The sequence below is a fragment of the Streptomyces sp. NPDC046261 genome (genome assembly GCF_040646235.1).
Lineage (GTDB): Bacteria > Actinomycetota > Actinomycetes > Streptomycetales > Streptomycetaceae > Streptomyces.
Window position 1 is genome coordinate 318,924 of the sequence record NZ_JBEYZU010000006.1, and the last position, 24,508, is coordinate 343,431.

The following is a 24,508-nucleotide window of genomic DNA, read 5'->3' on the forward strand; positions in this document are numbered from 1 at the left end:
GCTCTCTCCGCTGTTGTGCGTATCGGAGGCGTCCGACCCTGAGTCCCCGCCGCCCCGAGGGGCCGCGTCCCTTAGGGGTCCCTCCGTACGTTCCCCTCCCCGCGGTTCGTACCGCAGCAGGAGGAGGGAGACCCCCGGCGCTGCCTAGATTCATGGGGACGGCCGGGGGGCCGGGGTGGGGCTGTCCCCACCCCGAAGACACATACGAGCACCATCGCGGCCGCGGCCCTGCTCCAGCAGGCTTTGACCCATTACTTCAGCAGCTCGGCAGACTTACTAGGAGAGCCCACCGTGACAACGGCTGTATCGATTCCCCGGGCCGGGGGCAGCGAAAGGCATGCGGCCGTCGCGGCGAAGGCGCGTCAGGTCCTGAAGGCCTACGGCTCGGGGGAGACCCGCGTCGTCGCGCTCGACCACGTGGACGTGGACATCGCCCGCGGGCAGTTCACGGCCATCATGGGCCCCTCCGGCTCCGGCAAGTCGACGCTGATGCACTGCCTGGCCGGCCTCGACACCGTCACCTCGGGGCAGATATTCATCGACGAGACCGAGATCACCGGCCTGAAGGACAAGAAGCTCACGCGGCTGCGCCGGGACCGGATCGGTTTCATCTTCCAGGCCTTCAACCTGCTGCCGACGCTCAACGCCATCGAGAACATCACCCTCCCCATGGACATCGCCGGCCGCAAGCCGGACCGGCAGTGGCTGGAGCGGGTCGTGGAGACCGTGGGTCTGGCGGGCCGCCTCAAGCACCGGCCCAACCAGCTCTCCGGCGGCCAGCAGCAGCGCGTCGCGGTGGCCCGCGCCCTCGCCGCCCGGCCCGAGATCATCTTCGGTGACGAGCCGACCGGAAACCTGGACTCGCGCGCCGGCGCCGAGGTCCTCGGCTTCCTGCGCCGCTCCGTGGACGAGCTGGGCCAGACCATCGTGATGGTGACCCACGACGCCGTTGCCGCCTCCTACGCGGACCGGGTGCTCTACCTGGCCGACGGCCGCATCGTCGACGAGATGTACAGTCCGACCGCCGAGGCGGTCTTCGAGCGCATGAAGAACTTCGACGCCCGGGGACGGGTGTCGTGACCGTCCTCAAGACCTCCTTCCGCAACTTCCTCGCGCACAAGGGACGCATGGCGCTGTCCGCCATCGCCGTCCTGCTGTCGGTGGCGTTCGTGTGCGGCACGCTCGTCTTCACCGACACCATGAACGCCACGTTCGACAAGCTCTTCGCCTCCACCGCCTCCGACGTCGCCGTCTCGCCCAAGAAGAACGACGACGCCCAGGAGACCGGAAGGCCGCAGACCCTCCCGGCGTCCCTTCAGGCGAAGCTGGCCACGGTGCCCGGCGTCGCCAAGGTCGAACCGCACGCCACCAGCCAGCAGATCACCGTCGCCACCGCGAAGAACAAGAGCATCAGCCCCAGCTCCGGCGCCCCCACCGTGGGCACCAACTGGGACGAGAGCCAGAAGAAGTCCGTCGAGATCACCAGCGGCCACGAGCCGCGCGGCGCCGGCGAGGCCGTCCTCGACGCCGACACGGCGGACAAGCACGGCGTGAAGAAGGGCGACACGCTGCGGGTCATCGCCACCCCCGGCGACTTCACCGTCCGCGTCGTCGGCATCGCCACGTACCGGACGACCAACCCCGGCGCGGCCGTCCTCTACTTCGACACCCCCACCGCCCAGGCCAAGCTGCTCGGCAGCACCGGCGTCTACAGCGGCTACGGGCTGACCGCCGCCTCCGGCGTCAGCGACGAGCAGCTGAAGAAGGGCGTCACCGCCGCCGTGGGCACGGACTACGCCGTGCGCACCGCCGCCGAGACCAAGGCCGAGAACAAGAAGGACGTCGGCTCCTTCCTCGACGTCATGAAGTACGCGCTGCTCGGCTTCGCCGGCATCGCCGTCCTCGTCGGCATCTTCCTGATCGTCAACACCTTCTCCATGCTGGTCGCCCAGCGCACCCGCGAGATCGGCCTGATGCGGGCCATCGGCTCCAGCCGCCGGCAGGTCAACCGGTCGGTGCTGGTGGAGGCCCTGATGCTGGGCGTCGTCGGCTCGGTGCTGGGCATCGGCGGCGGCATCGCGCTCGCCGTCGGGCTGATGGAGCTCATGGGCGCCACAGGCATGAAGCTCGACACCTCCGAGCTCACGATCAAGGCCACCACGCCCGCCGTGGGCCTGGCCATCGGCGTCGTCGTCACCGTCCTGGCCGCCTACCTGCCCGCCCGCCGGGCCGGGAAGATCTCCCCGATGGCCGCCCTGCGCGACGCCGGCAACCCCGCCGACGCCAAGGCCGGCCGGGTACGGGCCGCCCTCGGCCTGCTGCTGTCCGGCGCGGGCGCGGCCGCCCTGGTGGCCGCCGCGAAGTCCGACGACGCCTCGGCCGGATCGGGGATGCTGGGCCTGGGCGTGCTGCTGAGCCTCGTCGGCCTCGTGGTCGTCGGCCCGCTGCTCGCCGGCTTCGTCGTCCGCGTCCTGAGCACCGTCGTCCTGCGGGCCTTCGGCCCCGTGGGCCGCCTCGCCGAGCGCAACGCCCTGCGCAACCCGCGCCGTACCGGAGCCACCGCTTCGGCCCTGATGATCGGCCTCGCGCTGGTCGCCGCCCTGTCGGTGGTCGGCTCCTCCATGGTCGCCTCGGCCACGGACCAGCTCGACAAGTCGGTCGGCGCGGACTTCATCATCCAGAGCGAGAACGGGCCGCTGAGCCCGGCCGCGGTCAAGGCCCTGAAGTCCGCGCGCCACGTCGCGCACTTCACCGACTACACCGTCGTCAACGCCAGGATCACCGCCCCCGACGGCAGCACCGCCACCCACCGCCTGTCCGCCGTGAGCCCCACCTACGCCGACGACGTGCGCGCGGAGACGGTGGGCGGCAGGCTGGCCGACGCCTACGCCAAGGACGCCATGTCGGTGCCCGAGGGCTACGCCAAGGACCACGGCGTCAAGGTCGGCGACCGTCTGACCGTCGCCATGACCGACGGCCGCACCGCGAAGCTCAAGGTCAACGCCATCACCTCGGATGACACCAGCATCGACCAGGGTGCGATGTACACGAACATCGCCACCGCCCGCGGCTACCTCGCGGCCGACAACATGCCCCTGAACGCGATGGTCCTCGCCAAGGCCGCCGACGGCCAGGAGAAGGAGGCCGCAGCCTCCCTCAAGGCCGCCGTCGCCGACTACCCGCAGATCAAGGTCCGCGACCAGGCCGACTACAAGGCGCTCATCAAGGACCAGGTCGGCCAGCTCCTCAACATGATCTACGGCCTGCTGGCCCTGGCGATCATCGTCGCGGTGCTGGGTGTGGTGAACACCCTCGCCCTCTCCGTCGTCGAGCGCACCCGCGAGATCGGCCTGCTGCGCGCCATCGGCCTCTCCAGCCGCCAGATGCGCCGCATGATCCGCCTGGAGTCGGTCGTCATCGCCCTCTTCGGCGCCCTGCTCGGCCTCGGCCTGGGCATGGCCTGGGGCACGGCCTCCCAGCAGCTGCTGGCCCTGCAGGGCCTGGGGGTCCTGGACATCCCCTGGCCGACGATCACCGCGGTCTTCGCCGGCTCGGCGGTGGTGGGCCTGCTTGCCGCGCTGGTCCCGGCGTTCCGGGCGGGGCGGATGAACGTGCTGAACGCGATCGCGACGGACTGACGGCCGCCGCGATCGGCGGATGCCGGCCCGGACGCGACACGGGGGTGCGCGTCCGGGCCGGGTGCCGTTGCCCGTGCCCGGGGTCGGTTCGCCGGGTGCGGGCCGGTGGCCGGTTTGTGCCCACCCGTTCCGCCCTGCGGAACGACTGCCCACAAACCGGGGGTCCGGGGGCTTGCCCCCGGGAAACGGTGAAAGGGCGGGGCCGGGGCTCCCCTCCCGCCGCGACGGAGATCAGCCCGCCGCTGGGCGGCCGGCGGTGCCGAACCGGCCCCGCCCCTCCCGCGACGCACCGGCGGGTGTCAGCCTGCCGTCGTAGGCTGGAGGCCCCCGGCTCGGCCTGAACAGCCCGTGTCGGGCCGTTCGCGTTGTCCACCCCCGGGACGGAAAAGCCTTCATGAGCCTGCACGGTCTGCTCGACGCCGTCGTCAACGATCCGGCGCTCGCCGAAGCGGTGAGGGCCGCGGGCGACGGCAACCGGCCGCACGTCGACCTGGTCGGCCCGCCCGCCGCCCGGCCCTTCGCCATCGCCGCGCTCGCGCGGGGCGCGGGGCGGCCCGTGCTGGCCGTGACCGCCACCGGCCGGGAGGCGGAGGACCTGGCGGCCGCGCTGCGCTCCCTGCTCCCCGCCGACGGCGTCGTCGACTACCCGTCGTGGGAGACGCTGCCGCACGAGCGGCTCTCGCCGCGCTCGGACACCGTCGGCCGGCGCCTGGCCGTGCTGCGCCGCCTGGCGCACCCCAGCAAGGACGACCCGGCGGCGGGTCCCGTCTCCGTCGTCGTGGCGCCCATCCGCTCCGTGCTGCAGCCGCAGGTCAAGGGCCTGGGCGACCTGGAGCCCGTCAGCCTGCGCAGCGGGCAGAGCGCCGACCTGGGCGAGGTCACCGAGGCGCTCGCCGCGGCCGCGTACGCCCGGGTCGAACTGGTCGAGAAGCGCGGCGAGTTCGCGGTGCGCGGCGGCATCCTGGACGTGTTCCCGCCGACCGAGGAACACCCGCTGCGGATCGAGTTCTGGGGCGACGACGTCGAGGAGATCCGCTACTTCAAGGTGGCCGACCAGCGGTCCCTGGAGGTCTCCGAGCACGGCCTGTGGGCCCCGCCCTGCCGGGAGCTGCTGCTGACCGACTCCGTGCGGGAGCGCGCCGCGGCCCTGGCCAAGGAACACCCCGAGCTGGGCGAACTGCTCGGCAAGATCGCCGAGGGCATCGCGGTCGAGGGCATGGAGTCCCTCGCCCCCGTCCTGGTGGACGACATGGAGCTGCTGCTGGACGTGCTGCCGGCCGGCAGCATGGCGGTCGTCTGCGACCCGGAGCGGGTCCGGACCAGGGCCGCCGACCTCGTCGCGACGAGCCAGGAGTTCCTGCAGGCGTCCTGGGCCGCCTCCGCCGGTGGCGGCGAGGCGCCCATCGACGTGAACGCCGCCTCCCTGTGGGGCATCGCCGACGTCCGCGACCGGGCCCGCGAGCTCGGCATGATGTGGTGGTCCGTCAGCCCCTTCGCCGCCGGCGAGGACCTCGACGGCGACACCCTCACGCTCGGCATGCACGCCCCCGAGACCTACCGCGGCGACACCGCCCGCGCCCTGGCCGACACCAAGGGCTGGGTGGCCGACGGCTGGCGCACCGTCTTCCTCACCGAGGGCCACGGCCCCGCGGCCCGTACGGTCGAGGTGCTCGGCGGCGAGGGCATCCCCGCCCGCCTCGACGGGGACCTGGCGCAGCTGTCCCCCTCCGTCGTGCACGTCTCCTGCGCGAGCGTCGACAGCGGGTTCATCGACCCCGCGCTGAAGATCGCGGTGCTGACCGAGGCCGACCTCACCGGCCAGAAGTCCGCCAGCAAGGACCTGGGCCGGATGCCGGTCCGCCGCCGCAAGACCATCGACCCGCTCACCCTGCAGGCCGGCGACTACATCGTCCACGAGCAGCACGGCGTGGGCCGCTACCTCGAGATGGTCCAGCGCACCGTCCAGGGCGCCACCCGCGAGTACCTGCTCGTGGAGTACGCGCCGGCCAAGCGCGGCCAGCCCGGCGACCGCCTCTACATCCCCACCGACCAGCTGGAGCAGGTCACCAAGTACGTCGGTGGCGAGGCCCCCACCCTGCACCGGCTCGGCGGCGCGGACTGGACGAAGACGAAGGCGCGCGCGAAGAAGGCCGTCAAGGAGATCGCCGCCGACCTGATCAAGCTGTACTCCGCCCGTATGGCCGCCCCCGGCCACACCTTCGGCCCGGACACCCCCTGGCAGCGGGAGCTGGAGGACGCCTTCCCCTACGCGGAGACGCCCGACCAGCTCACCACCATCGCCGAGGTCAAGGAGGACATGGAGAAGTCCGTCCCCATGGACCGCCTGGTCTGCGGCGACGTCGGCTACGGCAAGACGGAGATCGCGGTCCGCGCGGCCTTCAAGGCGGTGCAGGACGGCAAGCAGGTGGCGGTGCTGGTGCCCACCACCCTCCTCGTCCAGCAGCACTTCGGCACGTTCTCCGAGCGGTACTCGCAGTTCCCGGTCGTCACGAAGGCGCTGTCCCGCTTCCAGACGGACGCCGAGGCCAAGGCGGTGCTGGAGGGGCTGCGCGACGGCTCGGTCGACATCGTCATCGGCACCCACCGCCTGTTCTCGTCCGAGACCAAGTTCAAGGACCTGGGCCTGGTCATCGTCGACGAGGAGCAGCGCTTCGGCGTCGAGCACAAGGAACAGCTGAAGAAGCTGCGCGCCAACGTGGACGTGCTGACGATGTCCGCCACGCCCATCCCCCGTACGCTCGAGATGGCCGTGACCGGCATCCGCGAGATGTCGACGATCACCACGCCGCCGGAGGAGCGCCACCCGGTGCTGACCTTCGTCGGGCCGTACGACCAGAAGCAGATCGGCGCCGCGATCCGCCGTGAGCTGCTGCGCGAGGGCCAGGTCTTCTACATCCACAACCGGGTCGAGTCCATCGACCGGGCGGCGGCGAAGCTGCGCGAGATCGTGCCCGAGGCGCGGATCGCGACGGCGCACGGCCAGATGGGCGAGTCGGCGCTGGAGCAGGTCGTCGTCGACTTCTGGGAGAAGAAGTTCGACGTGCTGGTCTCGACGACGATCGTCGAGTCGGGCATCGACATCTCCAACGCCAACACCCTCATCGTCGAGCGCGGCGACAACTTCGGCCTCTCCCAGCTGCACCAGCTGCGCGGCCGGGTGGGCCGCAGCCGCGAGCGCGGCTACGCCTACTTCCTCTACCCGCCGGAGAAGCCGCTCACCGAGACCGCCCACGAGCGCCTGGCCACGATCGCCCAGCACACGGAGATGGGCGCGGGCATGTACGTGGCGATGAAGGACCTGGAGATCCGTGGCGCGGGCAATCTCCTCGGCGGCGAGCAGTCCGGGCACATCGCGGGCGTCGGCTTCGACCTCTACATCCGCATGGTCGGCGAGGCGGTCGCCGACTACCGCGCGTCCCTGGAGGGCGGCGCGGAGGAGATGGAGGCACCGCTCGAGGTGAAGATCGAGCTGCCGGTCGACGCGCACGTCCCGCACGACTACGCGCCGGGCGAGCGACTGCGCCTGCAGGCGTACCGGGCCATCGCCTCCGCCAACAGCGAGGAGGACATCAAGGCCGTCCGCGAGGAGCTCACCGACCGCTACGGCAAGCTGCCGGAGCCGGTGGAGAACCTGCTGCTGGTCGCGGGCCTGCGCATGCTCGCCCGCTCCTGCGGCGTCTCGGACATCACCCTGCAGGGCCCCAACGTCCGCTTCGGCCCGGTGGACCTGCGCGAGTCCCAGGAACTGCGCCTCAAGCGCCTGTACCCGCGTACGGTCATGAAGCCGGCCACCCAGCAGATCCTGGTACCCCGCCCGGCGACCCGCCCCATCGGCGGCAAGCCCCTGGTCGGCCGCGAACTGCTGGCCTGGACCGGGGAGTTCCTCACGACGATCCTGGCCTAGCGGTACGCCCGGCCGAAGTGCCGGGATCCGCTTGTCGGCCCCGGGGCGGACGGCCATGATGCTGCGGTGGCACTCTCACAGCACGCGAAGTGGTGGCTCGGCGGCCTGCTGTCGGGCCTGGCCCTGATCGGACTCGGAGTGTTCCTGGTGGTCCAGGGGCTGGACCGGGCGGATCAGATCGCCAGCGTCCTGGGTCTGTTCGTGGGGCTCGCGGGGCTGGGCCTGGCGGCCTACGGGGCGTTCGCGGTGGGCCGGCCCGGCCCACCGCCCGCCGGCGGCCAGGGCGAGGGCGTGCACGGCAATGTCTTCCACGGCCCGGCCGTGATCCAGAACGGCGACAACAACCGCCTGGACACCCACCGGTTCGACTCGTAGGCGGAGGCTCTTCCCACGTGCGCGGCAAGGACGGCAAGGGCAGCGGGGTCCACGGCAACGACTTCGGCGGGGACGCGGTCGTGCAGAACGGCACGGGCAACGAGCTGCACACCGGGGACCGCTACGTCCAGGTCCTGAACGTCTTCCCGGCCGCCGATCCGCCGGCGCCGCACGCCGCGCCCGCCGCCCGCGACCCGTGGGAGGGCCTGGCCGACGGCAGCGAGGCATGGTCCCACGTCGACGAGGGACACGACCCGGAGCCGCTGCGGCAGGCGGCCCGGGCCATCGCCCGTCGGCTGGCGAGCGCCCGGGACGAAGCCTTCGCCGTACTGGCCGACGACCCCTGGCGGGACGACGGACTGGCCGAGCGGATCGCCCTGCGCACCGACTGGCTCTTCGACAACATCTGGTCGGACGAGCAGGTCACGGTCTCGCCGGCCGAAGCGGCACTGCTCAGCCTGCTGCCCCTGTTCCACCACACCCGGGCATTACGCAGGGCGGCCGCCCACCGGAAGCTCGACGCCGCCGCCGACCGCAAGCGCTACGAGCTGTTCCTGCGCCGGCACGACCGCCTCGCGCGGCGGATGGCGAAGCTGGACCCCGACGACCCGGGCAGCGGGCACCGGGAGATCAGCTCCTGGCTCTTCCACCGCTGGGTGGCACACGACCCGGACGTGGCCCAGGAGCCCTGGGCCGCCGACCTCCTGGCCGTGTCGGGTACCGCGGACACGGCCCTGGGCGGGATTCTCGACGGCCCGCGACTCCACCGGCTGCTCACGGCCCCCGACGCCTCCCCGCACGAGCTGTGCGGCATCGACGGGCTGCCCCACCTGCCGGGCGAGCGCCGGGTCACACCGGGCCGGTCCCGGGAGCAGCGGCTGCGCGAGCAACTGGCCGGGGTCGCCTTCACGCTCGCCCGGGGGCTCGCCATCGAGCTCACCGAGCTCCCGCCCACGATCGTCAACCACCTCGGTGTCTCCCGCGCCGTCGACCTGGCCGAGCTGCGCGACGCCGTCGACAAGGCCAGGTGGGACCACCGCGCCAACGGCAGGGAACGCCGGCTCTGGGCCCGCTGCCGGCACAACGCCGTCGCCGCCGCGCTGCGCGAGCACGCGACCCGCGTCGACGCCCTGCTGCGCGCGGTCCACCGCGCCGGCGAACACGCCGCCTGGCCGCCCGAGCTCCGTCTGCTGCCGGTCTACGCGGGTGGTGACGCCGTGGTCCAGCTCGACGTCCACGGCGGCGAACTGCCACCCCGGGAGGCGGTGCGGTTCCGCTTCGACGAGAACGCGGTGCAGGAGCTGCTCGTCGGTGAGCGGCTGTACCGGAACCCGTCGCTGGCCATCCGCGAGCTGTACCAGAACGCGCTGGACGCGTGCCGCTACAGCCGGGCCCGGATGCGGGCCCACGCCCAGCGGCTGCGGCTCCCCGCCGACGCGTTCGGGTACCAAGGGGACATCACCTTCCGCCAGGGCGTGGACGCGTGCGGCCGTGCGTACCTCTCCTGCACCGACAACGGCGTCGGCATGGGCGAGGAACAGCTCACCGGCGTCTTCACCGAGGCGGGCGCCCGCTTCGTGGACCAGCCCAAGTACCTCGCCGAGCAGGCCGAGTGGTCGCAGCTGCCCGAGCCGGTGACGCTGCATCCCAACAGCCGGTTCGGCATCGGTGTGCTGAGCTACTTCATGCTGGCCGACGAGATCGAGGTCACCACCTGCCGCCTGGACAGGGAGTGCAGGGTCGGGCGTCGGCTGAGGGTCCGCATCTCCGGGCCCGGCCAGTTCTTCCACATCGAGGAGATCGAGGAGTGCGACGACGAGGGGCCCGGGACCGGCCCCGGGACGACGGTGAAGCTCTACCTGCGCGAGGACAGCCGCGACCGCTCGGCCGCGGAGACGCTGCGTGCGCTGCTGGGGGTGGCGGAGTTCCGTACGCGCGTGGTGTGCGAGGGGGAGGGCGGGACGGAGGAGACGTGGGAGCCGCTGGAACTGTCGCCCAGGCGTCGTCCCTCCTGGGAATCGGAGGGGCTCGACGCGTACGGCACCTTGGTGCCCTGGAAGGGCGAGGGCGGGCAGGTCGTCTGGTGTGAGGACGGGGGTGGCCTGCTGGTCGACGGATTGCTGGTTCAGCCGTCGCGGGCCGGCGTCCTGGGCGGAACCCTGCGCGGTGCGGTGGTGAATCTGACCGGGAAGCAGGAGGCGGAGCTGTCGGTCGACCGGACCCAGGTGCTGAACGACGTGGGGCCGCAGGTGCGGCGTCTGCTGGAGGCGGCGGCCGAAGAACTGGTCCGGTCGGATTCCGGGTTGCTGACCTTCTCATGGGTCTGCTCGGTGGCTGACAGGAACCCCTTGGTCGCGGACATCATCACGCGTGCGGCCCTCGATGCCGGGGTGAAACTGCCCCTGGACCGGCACGGTGGTGCGTCGGAAGCGGTGGGCTGCTTCCCCGCTGATATCAGCCTGATGGAGAGAGCGGAATTCCCCAGCGGCATCGCGGCGTTGTACGGGGAGCCGCCGGATCATCTGCTGTTGTGGAGAATCCTTGCGCAGCGGTGGTCGCGGGAAGTGGCCGCCTTGTCGGCCGCGGTTCCCGAGATCACCACCGACCGGGCCGTGCTGCCCGCGTTACCGACGGACGTCCTGGTGGCCTCCGACGGAGGTGACGTGGTCCGTTCCTGGCTGCCGGCCGATGTCCGGGCGGCGGTGCCGGGGCAGGTCTTGAGAGCAGCCTCAAAGGCCGGGACCACCCCGCGCGCGTTCGCGCGGCGGTCGGTGGAACTCGGCTTCCGCCATCTCGTTCCCGAGCGCTACCCGGACGTGGCCGATCCCGACCCGCTCGACCTGACCGTGCTCAGCCAGGGGCTGGACGGCCAGTCACCCTGGCTCTCCACTGATGAGCCGGTCCCCGTGATGCATCTGCTCTACGCCAGGCTGCGGCGGGGTATCGACAGGGAAGAGGCGCGTCGGCGACTCACCCGTTACGGCTTCACGGTGCCGGATGCGGCGGGGTTTCCCACGCGGCCGACGCATGCCGAGACCGTCCTCCTGAGCGCTCGTCAATCGGATGGCCCGCCGTGGCTCGACGGGGACCGTCCTGTCCCACCGGCTCACCTCGCCGCATGCGCGAGGCTGCTGGACCTCACCGTCACCGAGGTCTGTGAACGGCTGGCGGACTTCGGATTCACAGCCGATCGGGCGGGACTGCCGGACCGTCCCACACAGGAGGAGGCGGAGCTCCTCAAGAACCTGATCGGTTCCGTAACGGAGCCGATCGCACCGGGCTCGCTGCTTGCCTTCGCGAAGCGCAAGCGCCGGTCGCCGGCGGAGGTGGCCGCACAGCTGTCCGGCCTTGGTCTCACCGTTCCGCCCATGCCGCCCGGCGACCCGGACCACGATGTGCTGTCGCTGTTGAGTCATGACCTGCTCGGGGGCTATCCCTGGGCTTCTCCTGCCTTCGACGTCCCCCGGGGGCATGTGATGGCAGCCGCCAAGACGCTGGGATGGAGCCCCTCGGCTGTGGCGGAGTGTCTCTCGAGCTTCGGCTTCACCGTCCCGGCGGCATCGGTCGACCATGAACCCGGCGACCTCGAACTGATCAGCCACAATCAGAGTGGCCGAGGCCACTGGCTCAGGTGGCAGGACCAAGTCCCCCTCTCCCGCCTCCTAGAGGCGGCCCTCCACCTGAACCGCCCCCTCCGCGACGTCGCCGACCGCCTCCGTTACCTCGGCTACAACGTCCCCGACGTCGCCGACACGATCCGCGCCGCCCTCGCCCGCGTCCCCTTCGCCGACGTCACGGCACCCGCTTGAGCACGGCGTGCCCGCCGCCGCTGCCCAGGACGGCGTACTTCACGCCGGGGTGCAGGCGCTGGCCCTCGCCGGCCAGGTCCTGCGGGGTCCTGCCGTCGGTCAGGCGCAGGGCGATGTAGTCGGGGACGACGCCGCGGGTGTCGCCTATCCAGAAGACCCGGCACCGGCTCACGAGGCGGCTTATCGGGGCGATGTCGGCCTCGACGGTGGCGTCGTCGGGGATGCGGTCCAGGAGGCGCTCGGTGTCCTTGACGCTCTGCGGGACGCGGTAGGTCTCGGGCAGGGTCAGGCCGTACAGGGGCAGGGAGGCGGTCATCGCGAGGGCCGCGGCGGCGACGGCCGCCGGCAGGTGGTGGGTGTACGAGCGCAGCCACGGGCGCCGGCTGCGGCGGGCCCGGTCGAGGGCGTCGGTGAGGGCGATGAAGACGACGGGCATCAGGACGGCGCTGTAGTGCCAGTCGGTGCCCCAGTAGTGGTCGTCGTGGGAGACGAAGCGCCAGCCCAGGGTCGGCAGGGCGGCCAGCAGCACCGGTGAGCGCAGGGCCAGCAGTCCGGTGGTGGGCAGCAGCGTCCACGCCAGGGTGCGCAGTGCGGTGTCGACGGGGATGACGGGGGCGGGTCCGTCGCCGCCGCTGAGCTTGTTCCAGTAGTCGTAGCCGCCGCCGCTGTTGAAGCCAGGGATGATCACGCCGAGGGCCAGGGCGGTGCCGGCGAGCCCGAAGGCCACCAGCCCGGCCGCCCAGGCCGTGGCCTGCCGGGTGCGTCCGGCGCCGCGCAGCCGCCAGAGCATGAGGACGCCGATGGCCGCGGCCGTGACGCCCAGGTCCTCCTTGACCAGCACCAGGGGCGCCGCCCACAGGGCGGCGGTCCGCCAGCGGCCGCGCACCACGGCCTCCAGGGAGAAGGCCAGCAGGGGCATGGCGAAGGCGATCTCGTGGAAGTCGAAGTCGACCGCCCGCTGGACGCCCCAGGACAGTCCGTAGGCGATCGCGACGGCGAGGCCGCGGCGGCGGCCGAGGAGGTGGGCGGCGAGCCGGGCGACCGGCACGGCGGACAGGGCGAAGAGCGCGGCCTGGACGACGAGGAGCGTCACCGGGGTCGGGAAGACGCGGTAGAAGGGGGCGATCAGCGCGGTGACGGGGCTGAAGTGGTCCCCGAGGATGTTGGTGCCGGGGCCCTTGAGGTCGGCTATGGGCGTCTGGAGCCGGGAGTAGGCCCGTATGGCCTGTTCGAAGATGCCCAGGTCCCACGACATGGTCAGCATCCGCCGGTGCCGGCAGACGGAGAGCGTGGTGTAGAGGACGAACAGGACGCCGCCCACCCAGTACGGGTCCAGTCGCGGCGCGCGCAGCCGGGCGCCGCGGAGGCGCGGTGCGGGCGCGTTCTCGGCCCTGCTCCTGTCCTGTGCCGCGACGGGGGCGGTGGCCGAGTCCATGGGCGGCTTCTCCTCGGGCTGATTTGCGGGGGTCGGTCTGAAGTATGCGTCCTCGACCGTGATCGTTACGACGCCCCCTCGGACATCCCCCTCGGACACGGCGGCGAAGGCGCGCATCCCGACGCCCCGCGAATCGTTGGCCGAATCAGTGGCCTGGGCCACGCGGACTCCCTACCATCGATCAACGCCGGACCATCGCTCCATGCCAGGCCGTCGCCCGCCCTTCGCCCGACCACGCCCCTCGTGCCAGGGGCACCGCCCGCACCTGTTTGATTGCGATCTCCGCCGGGAGGCTCCATGATCCGCCGCAGGACAGCGCTCTCCGTCTCCGCCGCCACCGTGCTCGCCGCGGCGCCCCTGCTCACCGGCTGCGGTTCCGCACCGCATCCGGGTGCGGCGGCGGTCGTGGGCAAGGAGCGGATCACCGTCTCCCAGCTGCAGAGCCAGGTGGCGGACGTCCGCGAGGCGCAGCGGTCCTCGCCGGAGGGGGAGCAGCTGCTGGCGGGCAGCGCGCAGCTCGGCCAGGACACCCTCGTCCGGCTGATCCAGTACCGGATCATCGAGCAGGCCGGCCGGGACAACGGCGTGGACGTCACCCGGCGGGAGCTGCAGGAGCGGCGCGGACAGGTCGAGCGGGTGCTCGGCGGTGCCGACGCCGTCGAGGCCCGGTTCCTGGCGGCCGGCATCGCGCCGGGCCAGATCGACCGGGAGCTGTCGGTGGGCCTGGTCCGCTCCAAGCTGGAGGACAAGCTCGGCAAGGCCCGCACCGGCGAGGTCCTGATGAAGACCTCCGACGCGCTGCGCGTGGACGTCAATCCCCGCTACGGCACATGGGACGCCAAGCGCGGTACGGCCCGGGCCGCGCTGGAGCCGTGGCTGCGGCCGGCCGCCGCGGCCGGCCCCGAACAGCCGGCGTGAGCCCGCGCGGGCCCGGTCGCCTAGGCTCGGTCGCGTGAACGACCGCGTGAACGACTCCTTTGGCCGCATCGTCCTGCTCACCACCAGCCACCGGGTCGCACCCGGCCTGCTGTCCTGGCCCGCGTGGCAGACGCTGCGCGGCGCCGGGCGGGTGCTGTGCGCCGACGCCGGCCATCCGCAGCTGCCGTACCTGCGGGAGGCCGGCGTCGAGGTCGAACACGCCTCGCCGACCGCCCGCGAGCTCGTCGACTACTGCGCGGACGGGCAGCGCACCGCCGTGGTGATCACTTCCGCGGAAGGGGAGTCGGCCCTCACCGACGGCCTGGCCCGGCTGGCCGGCTCGGGCCGCGAGTCGATGCCGGCGCTGGAGCTGCTGCCCGGCTCCTACGACCTGCCCGGTGCCCGGCTGCTGGACCTGGTGCAGGTCATGGACCGGATCCGGCTGGCCTGCCCGTGGAGCGGCATCCGCACCCACCAGGACCTGGCGAAGTACGGCCTGGAGGAGATGTACGAGCTGCTGGAGGCCATCGAGACCGGCGACCGGGAGGCGCTGCGCGAGGAGCTGGGCGACGTTCTGCTCCAGGTCGTCTTCCACGCCCGGATCGCGCAGGACGACGCGGACGAGCCGTTCTCCGTCGACGACGTCGCCGCCACCATCGTCGACAAGCTCATCCACCGCCACCCGCACGTCTTCGGCGAGGAGAGCGCGCGGACGCCGGAGGACGTGCGGGCGCACTGGATGCGCACGAAGGCCGCCGAGAAGGGCCGCGACTCCGTCACCGAGGGTGTCCCGCTGGGCCAGCCGGCCCTCGCGCTCGCCGCGAAGCTCGCCTCCCGGGCCCGTTCCGGGGGCCTGGAGGTGGCCCCGCCGGCCGGGGAGGGCATCGGCTACGAGCTGCTGGCCCTGGCCGTACGGGCCGAGGCGGCCGGCACCGAGCCGGAGACGGCGCTGCGGGCGGCCGCCCGTACCTACCGGGACGCGATCCTCGCCGCGGAGGCGGCGGCGGGGGAACGGCCGGGGGAGTAGCGCCCCGCCACCCGTTCGGCCCAGGCGCGGTCTTGACCCGGCGCCCGGCGGGTACCCGACATCCATGCGCACTGACCACATGGACCTCGCACTGCCGCACTGGGTCGGCGGCATCGCCCCCTTCATCGTGGGGCTGTGCGTCTGCGCCCTGCTGATCCTGGCCTTCTACTTCGGGCAGCGCTGGCGCGACCGGGAGCCGCCGCCCCCCGCCCAGCCGCAGCGCCGCCAGGGCTCCTGGCAGACGCGGCAGGAACACGACAGGGGACCCGCCTCGCCCGACCACGGCCCCGGGCACAACGACGACGAGGAGAGCGCGGTCGGCTACGTCGTCGAGCACCGGGAGTCGGACCGCCTGCAGACCGAGGCCAACGGGGAGCGGGTGCTGCCGCACGAGATCAACAACCCCGGCAGCCACCCCGAGGAGCTCTCCGAGGACCGCAAGAAGTGGGACCCGGGCAGCAGCGGCGCCTTCGGCAGCGGCGGCGGCGGGCACCACTAGCGGGGCCGCGGGTAGCGTCGGGGCGTGCACGACACGAACGACCGTATGCCCACGCCCCCCGCCCCACCCCTGTTCACCTGGGAGTTCGCGGCCGACCCCTACCCGGCGTACGCCTGGCTGCGCGAGCACGCCCCCGTGCACCGCACCGCCCTGCCCAGCGGTGTCGAGGCATGGCTGGTCACCCGGTACGCCGACGCCCGGCAGGCACTCGCCGACCAGCGGCTGTCGAAGAACCCCGTGCACCACGCCGAGGGCGCCCACGGCAAGGGCAAGGTCGGCATCCCCGGCGAGCGCAGCGCCAACCTGATGACGCACCTGCTCAACATCGACCCGCCGGACCACACCCGGCTGCGCCGGCTGGTCTCCAAGGCGTTCACCCCGCGCCGGGTCGCGGAGTTCGCGCCCCGGGTGCGGGAGCTGACGGATCAGCTCATCGACGCCTTCGCCGGCAAGGGGGAGGCCGACCTCATCCACGAGTTCGCCTTCCCCCTCCCCATCTATGCCATCTGCGACATGCTCGGGGTGCCGCGCGAGGACCAGGACGACTTCCGCGACTGGGCGGGAATGATGATCCGCCACGGCGGCGGCCCACGCGGCGGAGTGGCCCGTTCCGTGAAGAAGATGCGGGGCTATCTCACGGAACTGATCCACCGTAAGCGGGAGGATCTCGGTGAAGACCTCATTTCCGGACTGATCCGGGCGAGTGACCACGGCGAGCACCTCACCGAGGACGAGGCCGCGGCCATGGCCTTCATCCTGTTGTTCGCCGGTTTTGAAACAACTGTGAACCTGATCGGTAACGGAACCTACGCCCTGCTGCGCAACCCCGGGCAGCGCGAGCGCCTCCAGCGCGCGCTGCGCGAGGGCGAGGAGAGCCTGCTGGCCACCGGCGTGGAGGAGCTGCTGCGCTACGACGGGCCGGTGGAGCTGGCGACCTGGCGGTTCGCCACCCGGGACCTGACCCTCGGCGGACAGCGCATCGCCGAGGGCGATCCCGTACTCGTCGTCCTGGCCGCCGCGGACCGCGACCCCGAGCGGTTCGCCGACCCCGACACCCTTGACCTGGCCCGGCGCGACAACCAGCACCTGGGCTACGGACACGGCATCCACTACTGCCTGGGCGCCCCCCTGGCGCGCCTGGAGGGCCAGGTGGCGCTCGCGACTTTGCTGCGCCGGCTGCCCGATCTCCACCTGGCCGCGGAGCCGGAGGACCTGCGCTGGCGAGGGGGTCTGATCATGCGCGGATTGCGCACTTTGCCCGTCGCGTTCACCCCTGCTCCGCCCGCCGCATGACGACCGGTCACCTCGCGTGACCTTCGCGTGACCTCGGCTACACCGGCTTGTGACGACCCGGACCCGTCGCTATGTTCGACGACCACATCAGCCGCCACACGAGAGGCCAGCCCATGCGTTTCGGGAACGGAAGACATCGCCGCCCCCGTCAGATACCCGCCATCGTGCTCGCGGCGGGGGTGACGGGGGCGGGCATCGCCATGCCGCTGATGGCGGCCACCGCGGCCACGGCCGCGGACACGGGCACCTGGGACAAGGTCGCCCAGTGCGAGAGCGGCAGGCTGTGGAGCGCCAACACCGGCAACGGTTTCTTCGGCGGCCTCCAGCTCACCCAGCAGATGTGGGAGAACAACGGCGGCATCTCCTACGCGCCGCGCCCGGACCTGGCCAGCAGGTCCCAGCAGATCGCCGTCGCCGAGCGGATCCTGGCCGCCGAGGGCCCCGACGCCTGGCGCAGTTGCGCCGTCAGTTCGGGTCTGTCGAAGGACGCCCCGGCGCCCGACGTGAACCCCGGACGCACCCAGAGCCCCGAGCCGGAGCCGACCCGCGAGCCGGCGCCCGAGCGCACCGCTCCCGCCACGCCGGAGCCCACGAAGTCCGCGCCCGCCGACCGCGCCCCCGGCACCACCGAACCCGCGCCCGGCGCATCGAAGTCGCCCGGCACGCCGAGCCCGTCCACCGACCCCTCCGCCCCCGCGGGCGAGACCTCCGGAAAGCCGGACGGCAAGCACCGCAAGGACCCCTCGGCCGAACCGTCCACCACGCCGTCCCCCTCCACCACGCCCTCGGGCACGCCCACCGACCACGCGCCCACCGACCCCGCGCCGACCGCCCCGCGCACGCCGGGCGACGACGCGGCCGGGGAGCCGGGCACGGGCAAGCACCGCGCCGAGCCGCCGCGTTCGGACGAGCCCCAGCGCCCCTCGCGCGACGGCGCCGACGCCCGGACGGGCGTACCCGGCGCGACCGACTACACCGTCAAGCCCGGTGACAACCTGTCAGCGATCGCGGAGGACCACTCGGTCACCGGCGGCTGGCAGACGATCTATCAGAAGAACGAAAAAGTTGTCGGATCCGATCCGGATCTCATTCAGCCTGGTCAGCGGCTCGATATCCGTCCCTAGCCGGGGGGTTCGGGGCGAATGTCCGTTCCAGTCGAAAGTGAGACATGGGTCTCGTTGACTTTGGGCTGGACGGAGCTCGTCCGTTCTGCTCAAACCCCCTCCCACCTGCGGAAACAGGAGGTTCCTGCGGGTAACTTCCAGCAACTGTGGCTGAAAAGTGGGGTTTGAACCCGTCGGCCGCCTGTGTTTAACGTCGTCACCGCTCGCCACCGCGAGCACCACGGTCGCCACGCCGAATCCTGCCGGCGGCCGGGGGAGTCGTCGCGCAAGCGCCGTTGGCAGGAGCGGGGGAACCAAGGTAAGGCGCCGGACCGGTCCGACGGCCTCACGGTCGAGGGAGCGGGACGGCTTGGGGTGAAGCCCGGAGCGCAGCCGCGCACCGGGCCGGGCAAACTCACAGCCCGAACCCGACAGCTCACCTCGTAGGCGTCGGTGAGGAAACCGACTTATGTCCAAGGGCAAGCACCGTCGTCCGTCCAAGGCCGTCCGCATCGTCACGCTCGCCGGCGTCACCGGCGTCGCCGTGGCCGCCCCGCTGATGGTCGCGACCTCCGCCAACGCCGCCTCCGTTTCGACCTGGGACAAGGTCGCCCAGTGCGAGTCCAGCGGGAACTGGTCCATCAACACCGGCAACGGCTACTACGGTGGCCTGCAGTTCTCGCAGTCCTCCTGGAAGGCCGCCGGCGGCACGCAGTACGCCCCGCGCGCCGACCTGGCCACCAAGGCCCAGCAGATCGCCACCGCCGAGCGTCTCCTCGCCATGCAGGGCCCGGGCGCCTGGGGCTGCGCCGGTGCCGGCGGCCTGACCGCCGGTGGCGCGAAGGCCAACGTCGACACCTCCGGCTCCGGCTCCGTGGTCAAGAAGAAGTCCACGAAGTCCTCCTCCGCCGCCGCGGGCGAGACCTCCACCAAGAGCCGCGCCGACCGTGCCGAGCGCCCCTCCGCGCCCAAGCACGCCAAGCCGCAGGCGGAGACCGCCGAGGAGGCCCCGGCCCCCAAGCAGACCGCCCCGAAGCACGCCGCCCCCAAGACGGTCAAGCAGGGTGACGGCGAGTACGAGGTCAAGGAAGGCGACACCCTCGGCTCCATCGCCGACGCCAAGAAGGTCGACGGCGGCTGGCAGAAGCTGTTCGACCGCAACAAGGACATCATCGACAACGCGGACCTGATCTTCCCGGGTCAGAAGCTGCACCTCAGCTGATCACCGGCTGAGCGCCGCGCTCATCCGCGGGACCGCCCCGCTCCGATGCGTCTTCCCCCCGAGCCGCATCGGAGCGGGGCTCCGCCGTTTTCCGGGGCCGCCACGGGCCCCGGTGCGGCCGGTCGTCTTTCCCGTTGAGCGAACACACCGACCATTCATCCGGTGATCTCGGCTTTTGTGCCAATTTTCGGTCCGGTGGCCGGTCCAAGGGCGGGCGCAGCCTCCGGGGCCCGTTAGGCTCGTGCTGCAGAACTCCAGACACACCACGAAGGAGACCCTCGTGCCGTCCATCGACGTCGTCGTAGCTCGCGAGATCCTCGACTCGCGAGGCAACCCCACGGTCGAGGTCGAGGTCGGCCTCGACGACGGCTCCACGGGCCGTGCCGCCGTGCCGTCCGGCGCCTCCACCGGTGCCTTCGAGGCCATCGAGCTGCGTGACGGTGACCCGAACCGCTACCTGGGCAAGGGCGTCGAGAAGGCCGTCCTGGCCGTCATCGAGCAGATCGGCCCGGAGCTCGTCGGCTACGACGCCACCGAGCAGCGCCTGATCGACCAGGCGATGTTCGACCTGGACGCCACCGACAACAAGGGCTCGCTCGGCGCCAACGCCATCCTGGGCGTCTCCCTGGCCGTCGCGCACGCCGCCTCCGAGGCCTCCGACCTGCCGCTCTTCCGCTACCTGGGCGGCCCGAACGCGCACCTGCTGCCCGTTCCGATGATGAACATCCTCAACGGCGGCTCGCACGCCGACTCCAACGTGGACATCCAGGAGTTCATGATCGCGCCGATCGGCGCGGAGTCCTTCTCCGAGGCCCTGCGCTGGGGCACCGAGGTCTACCACACCCTCAAGAAGGTGCTGAAGGCCAAGGGCCTGGCCACCGGCCTGGGCGACGAGGGCGGCTTCGCCCCGAACCTCGGCTCCAACCGCGAGGCCCTCGACCTCATCCTCGAGGCCATCAAGGAGGCCGGCTACACCCCCGGCCAGGACATCGCCCTGGCGCTCGACGTCGCCGCCTCCGAGTTCTACAAGGACGGCGTCTACACGTTCGAGGGCAAGGACCGCTCCGCCGCCGAGATGACGGAGTACTACGCCGAGCTCGTCGAGGCGTACCCGCTGGTCTCCATCGAGGACCCGCTGTTCGAGGACGACTGGGCCGGCTGGAAGACCATCACCGAGAAGCTCGGCGACAAGGTCCAGCTCGTCGGTGACGACCTGTTCGTCACCAACCCCGAGCGCCTGGCCCGCGGCATCGAGGAGAACTCCGCGAACGCCCTGCTGGTCAAGGTCAACCAGATCGGCTCGCTCACCGAGACCCTGGACGCCGTCGAGCTGGCCCAGCGCAACGGCTTCAAGTGCATGATGTCCCACCGCTCCGGCGAGACCGAGGACGTCACCATCGCCGACCTGGCCGTAGCCACCAACTGCGGCCAGATCAAGACCGGCGCCCCGGCCCGCTCCGAGCGCGTCGCCAAGTACAACCAGCTGCTGCGCATCGAGGAGATCCTCGACGACGCCGCGGTCTACGCCGGCCGCAGCGCCTTCCCGCGGTTCCGCTCCGCGAACCAGTAAGCACCGCAAGGGCTGACCTTCTCGCCAGTCTCCGTACGTCCCCGGCCGCGGTCCCGTACCGTGTCCGGGGACGTACGTTCGTAGCGGACTCTCCAGGGGAGGCGACGTGGGCGCGGACCGGTTCTCCACCGCGACCAGGCTCAAGGCGCTGGGCACGGCGCTCGTGCAGGGGCCGTCCGCGGCCCGGGTCTACCGTGCCGGGCCCCCGCGGCGCAGCCGGCTCACCGGCCGGGCGGCGCTGCTCGCGCTCGTCGTCTGCTCCCTCGTCGTCGCCCTCGCCTACCCCATGCGCCAGTGGGTCACCCAGCGTTCGGACATCGCCGAGCAGCGGCACCGCACCGAGCAGGCGCGGGAGCAGGTCAAGCGGCTGCGCGACGAGAAGGCCCGGCTCGAGGACCCGGCGTACGTGGAGCAGCAGGCGCGCGAGCACCTGCACTTCGTACGGCCCGGGGAGACCGGCTACACCGTGGCGGACGGCAGCGGCGGCACCAGGCAGCGCAGGGACGAGGGCGCCGCCGACCGGCCCTGGTACAGCAACCTCTTCGACGGCGTGGACACCTCCGACGGCCACCGCTGACCCTGCACATTCCTTCGACACGACCGAGCGAGCACGAGCGAGCACATGGACACCCCTCCTCCGAAGACCGAGCCCACCGAGCCGACCGACGCGGACATCGCCGCGTTCAAGGAGCAGCTGGGGCGCCCGCCGCGCGGGCTGCGCGCCATCGCGCACCGCTGCCCCTGCGGTCAGCCGGACGTGGTCGAGACGGCCCCCCGGCTGCCGGACGGCACGCCGTTCCCGACGACGTACTACCTGACCTGCCCGCGTGCCGCGTCCGCGATCGGCACGCTCGAGGGCTCGGGGCTGATGAAGGAGATGCAGGACCGGCTGGCGACCGACCCGGAGCTGGCCGCCGCCTACCGGGCCGCGCACGAGGACTACCTCGCCCGCCGCGACGCGATCGAGGTGCTGGAGGGCTTCCCGAGCGCCGGCGGCATGCCGGACCGGGTCAAGTGCCTGCACGTGCTGGTCGGGCACTCGCTGGTGGCCGGCCCCGGCGTGAACCCCTTCGGTGACGAGGCGCTGGCGCTGCTGCCGGAGTGGTGGGCCAAGGGCCCGTGCGTGAGCCCGTGCGGCGACTCGGGCGAGGGATGCGCATGACGCGCGTCGCCGCCGTCGACTGCGGTACCAACTCCATCCGCCTGCTCGTCGCGGACGCCGATCCGGCCACCGGTGAACTCAAGGAGCTCGACCGGCGGATGACGATCGTCCGGCTCGGCCAGGGCGTGGACCGTACGGGCCGCCTGGCGCCGGAGGCGCTGGAGCGCACGTTCGCCGCGTGCCGCGAGTACGCCGAGGTCATCGCGGCGCACGGCGTGCGGCGGGTGCGCTTCGTGGCGACGTCCGCCTCGCGGGACGCGGAGAACCGCGAGGACTTCGTGCGTGGCGTCGTGGAGATCCTGGGCGTGGAGCCCGAGGTGATCAGCGGTGACCAGGAGGCGGAGTTCTCCTTCACCGGCGCCACCCGGGAGCTGGCCGGGCGCGACGATCTGGCCAAGCCGTTCCTGGTCGTGGACATCGGCGGCGGCTCGACCGAGTTCGTGGTCGGCGAGGAGCACGTGCGCGCGGCGCGCAGCGTGGACGTGGGCTGCGTGCGCATGACGGAACGTCACCTCGTGGTCGACGGCGTCGTCACCGACCCGCCCTCGCCCGCCCAGATCGCGGCGATACGCGCCGACGTCGAGGCCGCGCTGGACGTCGCCGAGCAGACGGTGCCGCTGACCGAGGCCCGTACGCTCGTCGGCCTGGCCGGCTCGGTCACCACGGTCGCGGCGATCGCGCTGGGGCTGCGGGAGTACGACTCCGCCGCCATCCACCACTCACGCGTCTCCCTGGAGCGGGTCCGGGAGATCACCCACGAGCTGATCGGCTCCACCCACGAGCAGCGGGCGGCGATCTCCGTGATGCACCCGGGCCGCGTCGACGTCATCGCCGCGGGGGCGCTCGTGCTGCTGTGCGTGATGGAGCGGACCGGCGCCCACGAGGTCGTCGTCAGCGAGCACGACATCCTGGATGGCATCGCCTTCAAAACGGCAGAACAGGCCGAGGCGGCGAAAAAGAAGCCCTGACCTGCGGTGCTGCGGAGATCGTAGACGCGAATGGCCCCGGCCCGCTGCACGCGGACCGGGGCCACCACGTCGCTTCACACCGGCCAGGAGTCGCCCGGCGTGTCGAGCCACACCTCTTGTCTATCCGGTGTCACGGTGAGCCCGAACCGGTCATGTGTGGGTCTGCCCTGCTTCTGCCACCACCGAAAGGCAGCTTCCACGTCATCCCACAGTCGGCGCGGACCCGACTGCCAAACACGCGTTTCCTCCCCGTCGCGGAACATCACACAGGCCCAGGAACGGTCACCCAGCCCGTAGAACCACACGGGGCGCGCGCCATCGCGTGCGTCGGCCACGGCCTGGACGCAGTTCCGCACGCGGAGGCCCAGAGCGAACGGCAGGGCGGTGTACCGCCCGGTGACGAACTCGGACTCGGTAACGGCTGTGGCGGAGGTCTCCGCCTTGTTGAACGTGCCCGCCGGAACGTATTCCGCGTGCGGCCGCCGGGGTGAACGCTGGGCTCGGATCTTCATGAACTCCACCGGGCGTGTGAAGCGGCCGAGCGCGATTCCGTCATTCGCCCTCAGGCGGACCACGGCGTCCGCGTTGCTGTAGTGCGTGCCCCATGGGGCGACGATGATCCCGCCCTTGCGGATCTGCGGCAGCCACACCCCGGGGGATTCCCGGAGCCCCACAGTGGCGAGGATGCGGTCGTACGGTCCGTGGTCCGCGTAGCCCTTGAACCCATCGCCCTCGACCACGTCCGGGTACAGCCCGGCCGCACACAGCCGCTCGCGGGCCCGCATGGACACCGTGCGGTCGATCTCGATTGTGGTGACGCGCCCACGTCCGCGTGGGCCCACACAGCGGTGATACAGGGCCCCGGCGGTCTCACCCGTCCCGGTGGCCACGTCCAGCACTTTCATGCCCTCGTCAGCGCCCAGATCCTGAAACAGTCCGTAGTTCACGGATGGCGCGGACGACGAGCTTGTCGATACGCGCCCCGGCGCGGTGCCGGAGTGCTTGCCGTCGTCCCACTGGGTCACGATGGGTTGGTCGCTGTCCACGGCCGCGTACCAGCCGTCGGGGTCAGTGGTCCGGTCCACGGCGACGCTCGTACCGGTCTCCATGTCCCACGGCCAGATCAGATCGGGCAGGAAGGCGGCCCGGTCCACTGCGGCGAAGGTCGACGCCCAGTCCGACGACATTGCCTTCGTCTCGAAGAGGACACGCCCCAGCTCATTTCGGCTGGGGCGCTCCACCTGCGGGTCGAACGTCACTTGCGGTGGTCCCCGTCGCCCTCGGGGCTACCGCCGTCAGGGGACGGGGGCTCGGACGGCGGCGTCCAGGGCTGCCCGGGGTATCCGTCCCCCTCGCCTTCGTCCTTGCCACGCCCGCCGTCAACGGCGGTGACGAACTGAACGTTCATTTTGTACCCCTTTCACTCATTTCGGATGGGCACTTGCGCCTGCCCGGCCGCAGATCGTCCTCGCGTTGCGAGGCGGCGACCGGGCAGGGGGCTAGGGGTGGTGCGCGCGAACCCGCTCGTACGCCGTGCGTGAGCGGCCCTCGGGCACCGGCTGAG

At 71.9% G+C, this 24,508-nt stretch carries 18 protein-coding genes and 1 riboswitch; of the genes, 15 read left to right on the top strand and 3 right to left on the bottom strand.

Annotated features, from left to right (window positions below; translation table 11 throughout):
- Positions 1-291 precede the first annotated feature (291 nt).
- The 5 genes from ABZ956_RS14740 (at position 292) to ABZ956_RS14760 (ending at position 11,747) form a co-directional block, all read left to right on the top strand.
- Entirely contained in the window at positions 292-1,080 is a 789-nt protein-coding gene (locus ABZ956_RS14740) for an ABC transporter ATP-binding protein (protein ID WP_361892216.1), read from the top strand.
- Positions 1,077-3,638, top strand: coding sequence for an FtsX-like permease family protein (locus ABZ956_RS14745; protein WP_361892218.1), 2,562 nt, complete (start codon positions 1,077-1,079; stop codon positions 3,636-3,638). The genes ABZ956_RS14740 and ABZ956_RS14745 overlap by 4 nt, the downstream gene beginning before the upstream one ends.
- Positions 3,639-4,032: 394 nt before the next feature.
- The gene (mfd, locus tag ABZ956_RS14750) at positions 4,033-7,563 is read left to right on the top strand and encodes a transcription-repair coupling factor (RefSeq protein WP_361892221.1); all 3,531 of its coding nucleotides are present in this window, start codon (positions 4,033-4,035) and stop codon (positions 7,561-7,563) included.
- A gap of 66 nt (positions 7,564-7,629) precedes the next feature.
- Positions 7,630-7,938 (top strand): hypothetical protein, encoded by a 309-nt coding sequence (locus tag ABZ956_RS14755; RefSeq protein WP_361892224.1) that lies wholly within the window; start codon positions 7,630-7,632, stop codon positions 7,936-7,938.
- A 17-nt stretch (positions 7,939-7,955) separates the two neighbouring features.
- Positions 7,956-11,747, top strand: coding sequence for a hypothetical protein (locus ABZ956_RS14760; protein ID WP_361892227.1), 3,792 nt, complete (start codon positions 7,956-7,958; stop codon positions 11,745-11,747).
- On the opposite strand, the gene ABZ956_RS14765 is transcribed toward ABZ956_RS14760, so the two are convergent.
- The gene (locus ABZ956_RS14765; RefSeq protein ID WP_361892230.1) at positions 11,731-13,182 is read right to left on the bottom strand and encodes a DUF2079 domain-containing protein; all 1,452 of its coding nucleotides are present in this window, start codon (positions 13,180-13,182) and stop codon (positions 11,731-11,733) included. The genes ABZ956_RS14760 and ABZ956_RS14765 overlap by 17 nt on opposite strands.
- A gap of 297 nt (positions 13,183-13,479) precedes the next feature.
- On the opposite strand from ABZ956_RS14765, the gene ABZ956_RS14770 reads away from it, so the two are divergent.
- From ABZ956_RS14770 to ABZ956_RS14815, 10 genes are all read left to right on the top strand, one after another.
- A complete protein-coding gene (locus ABZ956_RS14770) occupies positions 13,480-14,100 on the top strand; it encodes a SurA N-terminal domain-containing protein (RefSeq protein WP_361892232.1) in 621 nt (206 codons plus the stop codon).
- 34 nt (positions 14,101-14,134) lie between these two features.
- The gene (locus tag ABZ956_RS14775; RefSeq protein ID WP_361892235.1) at positions 14,135-15,127 is read left to right on the top strand and encodes a nucleoside triphosphate pyrophosphohydrolase; all 993 of its coding nucleotides are present in this window, start codon (positions 14,135-14,137) and stop codon (positions 15,125-15,127) included.
- A gap of 64 nt (positions 15,128-15,191) precedes the next feature.
- The gene (locus ABZ956_RS14780; protein WP_361892238.1) at positions 15,192-15,626 is read left to right on the top strand and encodes a DUF6479 family protein; all 435 of its coding nucleotides are present in this window, start codon (positions 15,192-15,194) and stop codon (positions 15,624-15,626) included.
- A 45-nt stretch (positions 15,627-15,671) separates the two neighbouring features.
- The gene (locus ABZ956_RS14785; RefSeq protein WP_361892477.1) at positions 15,672-16,919 is read left to right on the top strand and encodes a cytochrome P450; all 1,248 of its coding nucleotides are present in this window, start codon (positions 15,672-15,674) and stop codon (positions 16,917-16,919) included.
- Positions 16,920-17,083: 164 nt separating this feature from the next.
- The gene (locus ABZ956_RS14790; RefSeq protein WP_361892241.1) at positions 17,084-18,043 is read left to right on the top strand and encodes a transglycosylase family protein; all 960 of its coding nucleotides are present in this window, start codon (positions 17,084-17,086) and stop codon (positions 18,041-18,043) included.
- Positions 18,044-18,337: 294 nt separating this feature from the next.
- Positions 18,338-18,487, top strand: a riboswitch (cyclic di-AMP (ydaO/yuaA leader).
- Between the two features lie 4 nt (positions 18,488-18,491).
- Positions 18,492-19,244, top strand: coding sequence for a transglycosylase family protein (locus tag ABZ956_RS14795; RefSeq protein ID WP_361892244.1), 753 nt, complete (start codon positions 18,492-18,494; stop codon positions 19,242-19,244).
- 280 nt (positions 19,245-19,524) lie between these two features.
- Positions 19,525-20,814, top strand: a complete 1,290-nt coding sequence (gene eno, locus ABZ956_RS14800; RefSeq protein WP_361892246.1) for a phosphopyruvate hydratase — start codon at positions 19,525-19,527, stop codon at positions 20,812-20,814.
- Between the two features lie 106 nt (positions 20,815-20,920).
- On the top strand, positions 20,921-21,391 hold the full coding sequence (locus ABZ956_RS14805) for a septum formation initiator family protein (protein ID WP_361892249.1): 471 nt from the start codon (positions 20,921-20,923) through the stop codon (positions 21,389-21,391).
- A gap of 45 nt (positions 21,392-21,436) precedes the next feature.
- A complete protein-coding gene (locus ABZ956_RS14810; protein WP_190066487.1) occupies positions 21,437-21,976 on the top strand; it encodes a DUF501 domain-containing protein in 540 nt (179 codons plus the stop codon).
- Positions 21,973-22,944, top strand: a complete 972-nt coding sequence (locus ABZ956_RS14815; protein WP_361892253.1) for a Ppx/GppA phosphatase family protein — start codon at positions 21,973-21,975, stop codon at positions 22,942-22,944. The genes ABZ956_RS14810 and ABZ956_RS14815 overlap by 4 nt, the downstream gene beginning before the upstream one ends.
- A 74-nt stretch (positions 22,945-23,018) precedes the next feature.
- On the opposite strand, the gene ABZ956_RS14820 is transcribed toward ABZ956_RS14815, so the two are convergent.
- Positions 23,019-24,203 (bottom strand): protein-L-isoaspartate(D-aspartate) O-methyltransferase, encoded by a 1,185-nt coding sequence (locus ABZ956_RS14820; RefSeq protein ID WP_361892256.1) that lies wholly within the window; start codon positions 24,201-24,203, stop codon positions 23,019-23,021.
- On the bottom strand, positions 24,200-24,352 hold the full coding sequence (locus tag ABZ956_RS14825) for a hypothetical protein (RefSeq protein ID WP_361892259.1): 153 nt from the start codon (positions 24,350-24,352) through the stop codon (positions 24,200-24,202). Before ABZ956_RS14825 ends, ABZ956_RS14820 begins: the two co-directional genes overlap by 4 nt.
- Positions 24,353-24,508 lie beyond the last annotated feature (156 nt).

Excerpts from the sequence above, each read along its gene's own strand:
- ABZ956_RS14765 (WP_361892230.1), bottom strand. The coding sequence starts at position 13,182 with ATGGACTCGGCCACCGCCCCCGTCGCGGCACAGGACAGGAGCAGGGCC.
- mfd (WP_361892221.1), top strand. The coding sequence starts at position 4,033 with ATGAGCCTGCACGGTCTGCTCGACGCCGTCGTCAACGATCCGGCGCTC.
- ABZ956_RS14810 (WP_190066487.1), top strand. The coding sequence starts at position 21,437 with ATGGACACCCCTCCTCCGAAGACCGAGCCCACCGAGCCGACCGACGCG.
- ABZ956_RS14825 (WP_361892259.1), bottom strand. The coding sequence starts at position 24,352 with ATGAACGTTCAGTTCGTCACCGCCGTTGACGGCGGGCGTGGCAAGGAC.
- ABZ956_RS14780 (WP_361892238.1), top strand. The coding sequence starts at position 15,192 with ATGCGCACTGACCACATGGACCTCGCACTGCCGCACTGGGTCGGCGGC.
- ABZ956_RS14770 (WP_361892232.1), top strand. The coding sequence starts at position 13,480 with ATGATCCGCCGCAGGACAGCGCTCTCCGTCTCCGCCGCCACCGTGCTC.
- ABZ956_RS14785 (WP_361892477.1), top strand. The coding sequence starts at position 15,672 with ATGCCCACGCCCCCCGCCCCACCCCTGTTCACCTGGGAGTTCGCGGCC.
- ABZ956_RS14815 (WP_361892253.1), top strand. The coding sequence starts at position 21,973 with ATGACGCGCGTCGCCGCCGTCGACTGCGGTACCAACTCCATCCGCCTG.
- ABZ956_RS14795 (WP_361892244.1), top strand. The coding sequence starts at position 18,492 with ATGTCCAAGGGCAAGCACCGTCGTCCGTCCAAGGCCGTCCGCATCGTC.